Origin of the sequence: Protofrankia sp. Cas8, from assembly GCF_963555845.1 — a bacterium.
In the GTDB taxonomy this organism is placed as follows: Bacteria; Actinomycetota; Actinomycetes; order Frankiales; family Frankiaceae; genus Protofrankia.
Genome location: NZ_CAUVXI010000119.1, coordinates 13,515 through 16,561 on the forward strand (window position 1 = coordinate 13,515; position 3,047 = coordinate 16,561).

A 3,047-nucleotide genomic window follows, 5' to 3' on the forward strand; every position below is an offset into this window, starting at 1 on the left:
CGTCGACCTGGCCCGGACAACCCGGGCCGCACCCGCCGTCGCGCTGGGAGTTTCCCCGCGCGGTGCGACCGCGCTGCTGGCCACGACACGGGCGTGGGCCTGGCTGTCCGGACGCGGGTATGCGACCCCGGACGACGTCAAGGCGCTCGCGCGACCGACCCTGCGGCACCGGCTCACGTTGCGTCCCGAGGCCGAGCTCGAAGGCGTGACCGCCGACACCGTCCTCAACCAGGTGCTGGCCACCGTGCCCGTACCGCGGTAAAAAGAACTCACGGGTGGCCATCACCGGACGGGCCGCGGCGCTCGCATTCGCGAGCGCGCTGATCATTTTGTTCTCCCCGGCCCCAGGCTGGACGCTGCTGGTGGCCAACGGCCTGCTGATCGTCGCAATCGTCGTGGATCTCACGCTCGCCGGCGGCGTGCGCACGCTGGTGTTCGCCCGGTCCGGGCCGAACGCGGCACGGCTCGGTGAAGCGGTGCCGCTCGTTCTGGCGGTGACGAACACCGGGCGCCGGACGGTTCGCGCCCACATCCGGGACGCCTGGCCGCCGTCGTCGGGCGCCACACCACGCGTCTGGCCGGTGACCGTCCCAGCTGGACAACGACGCTTCGGCGACATGGTGCTGCGGCCCACCCGCCGGGGTGACCGGCATCCGTACCGGATAACGGTCCGCTCGCTGGGACCCCTCGGCCTCGCCGGCCGGCAGGGCCGGCACGTCGCGCCCTGGCGGCTGCGGGTGTTACCGGCGTTCACCTCCCGCCGCCACATTCCCGCCGCGTTCGCCCGCCTGCACGAGATCGAAGGTAACGTCACACTGCGCGGGGGCGGACAGGGCTCGGAGTTCGACAGCCTGCGCGACTATGTTCCGGGCGACGACGTTCGAATGATCGACTGGCGGGCCAGCGCACGGCGCGGCACGGTCGCGGTCAAGTCGTTCCGGCCGGAACGTGACCGCCGGGTCATCTGCGTCTTGGACACCGGGCGGACCAGCGCCGGTCGGATCGGCGACGCTCCACGCCTGGACCACGCGATGGACGCCGCCCTGCTACTGGCCGCGGTGGCCGCCCGGGCCGGTGACCGGGTCAGCCTGATCGCCCATGACGCGGTCGCCCGCGTCACGCTGCCCTCGGCAGGCGGCCCGAATCTGCTGGTCAGGATGAGTGCCGCGCTGGCGCTGGTGGAACCGGTGCTGACCGAGGCCGACCACCGGGCGATCGTCTCCACGGTCATGCGTACCGCCAGCCGGCGGTCCCTGGTGGTGCTGTTCACCGAACTTGCTCCCGCGGTGATCGAGGAAGGTCTGTTGCCGGCGCTGCCGGCGCTGACCGCTCGGCACACCGTCGTCGTCGCGGCGGTGAGCGACCCGCGCGTGGCTGAGCTCGCGGCCGGCCGCGGCGACGTCCGCGCGCTGTATTCCGCCGCCGCTGCCGAACAGGCGCTGCTTCGGCGACGCCAGCTCACCGCTCTGCTCCGCCAGCACAGTGTGCAGGTCGTGGATGCCCCACCCACGACCTACGCGGCCGCCGTCACCGACATCTACCTGACGCTGAAATCCGCCGGCAGCCTGTAGCGCCCGACAGCCTGTAGAGGCTCGCCCGAACCGGGCCCGACGTGGCGCCGGTGCCCGGTCAGACGGTCGGCGCGAGATCGGCAGAAAGATCCTCTTCCAGGTCGCCGGTCTCCCCCGCGGCCACGGCACGACGGCCGTAGACCCAGACATATCCGACGAACACCGCCAGGGCGAGGGCGCCGATGGCGATCCGGACCCCGGCGGGCAGGGCTGACGGTGTCACGAACGCCTCGATCAGACCGCTGACCGCCAGGGCGACGGCCAGGCCGAGTGAGATCACGACAGCCGCCCGGCCCTCAGCCGCCAGCGCCTCGACCCGGCGGCGCGGGCCCGGATCGATGATGGACCAACCCAGGCGTAGGCCGACCGCGCCCGCGGTGAACACCACGGTCAGCTCCAACAACCCGTGCGGCAGGATCAGCGTGAAGAACTGGGACGCCTCGCCGCAGCTGGTCATGTAGCCGCCGACAAGCCCGAGGTTGCCGGCGTTGACCAACAGCACCGTCAGCGTCGGGATGCCAGCCAGGGCACCCAGCGCGATGGCCGAGGCGCTCACCCAGGCGTTGTTCGTCCACACATGTGCCGCGAACGAAGAGGCGGGATTCTCCGAGTAGTACCTGGCGAAATCCGTCCGGCACAGGGCTGCCACCTCATCCCGGGGAAGCAGCCCGCTGTACGCGGCCGGGGAGTTCACCACCCACAGGCCCAGGGCGAGAGCCACCGCGAGCGAAACCGCGCAGGTGGCGAACACCCAGCCGCGACGGGCGTAAACCGCCGCCGGGAACGTCACGGCGAAGAACCTGCCGACGACATGCCAGCCCGGGTCCCGGGCACCCGCGACAACGGACCGCGCCCGGGTCACCGTGCCGGCAAGGCGGTCAACCAGCATCGGGTCCGGATAGCGGCTACGGATCACCGACAGGTGCGTCGCGACCTTCTGGTAGAGGTCCACCAGCTCGTCGAGCTCTGCACCGGACATCCGGCGGGGCCGCGCGGCCCGCCGGACGAGGTCCTCCAGGCGGGCCCATTCGGCGCGATGCAGGCTGACATATGCATCAAGATCCATTCGGCTCCCACCTCTCCATCGCGCTCCGCGCCCGGACTGCGACTGCGACTGCGACTGCGACTGCGACTGCACATCTTGATCACAGCGAGTATCCGGCAGACATCGGATGGGTGGGAACAGACAGGTTGAGGATAATGGGTGCCCCTGCCCGGGCCTGCACCCCCCGGGAGATATCGTCCAGAATCATGCGGGAGACGACACGGACCGGAGACGCGGCGTGAGCCAGTTGGTCACCGGCGAAGCCGTCACGATCGACCTTCGAGTCGCCCGGCTCGGCTCGCGGCTCATCGCCGCCACTGTCGACCTCAGCCTTCAGGTCGTCGCGCTCCTCATCATGGCCTTCGCCGCGTTCATGATCGTGGGTCCGGACAACGACGCGCTCGCCGCCACCGTCTATCTGCTCATCGTGG

General features: G+C 70.8%; 2 protein-coding genes and 2 pseudogenes. 3 read left to right on the forward strand and 1 reads right to left on the reverse strand.

Translation table 11 applies throughout. From position 1 onward, the window contains the following. Together U9977_RS16865 and U9977_RS16870 are read left to right on the forward strand one after the other, a co-directional pair. Positions 1-262: pseudogene (locus U9977_RS16865) on the forward strand (MoxR family ATPase); the annotation flags it as partial. Positions 263-275: 13 nt separating this feature from the next. Next, complete coding sequence (locus U9977_RS16870; RefSeq protein ID WP_322750230.1) at positions 276-1,571, forward strand: DUF58 domain-containing protein; 1,296 nt, start codon at positions 276-278, stop codon at positions 1,569-1,571. A gap of 58 nt (positions 1,572-1,629) precedes the next feature. Here the strand turns inward: U9977_RS16870 and U9977_RS16875 are convergent, their stop codons facing one another. Next, positions 1,630-2,637 carry a stage II sporulation protein M gene (locus U9977_RS16875; protein WP_322750231.1) on the reverse strand — a complete coding sequence of 336 codons (1,008 nt, stop codon included), beginning with the start codon at positions 2,635-2,637 and terminating at the stop codon, positions 1,630-1,632. A 217-nt stretch (positions 2,638-2,854) separates the two neighbouring features. On the opposite strand from U9977_RS16875, the pseudogene U9977_RS16880 reads away from it, so the two are divergent. Further along, positions 2,855-3,047: pseudogene (locus U9977_RS16880) on the forward strand (RDD family protein); the annotation flags it as partial.

Coding starts and splice junctions, on each gene's coding strand:
- U9977_RS16875 (WP_322750231.1), bottom strand. CDS start 2,637: ATGGATCTTGATGCATATGTCAGCCTGCATCGCGCCGAATGGGCCCGC.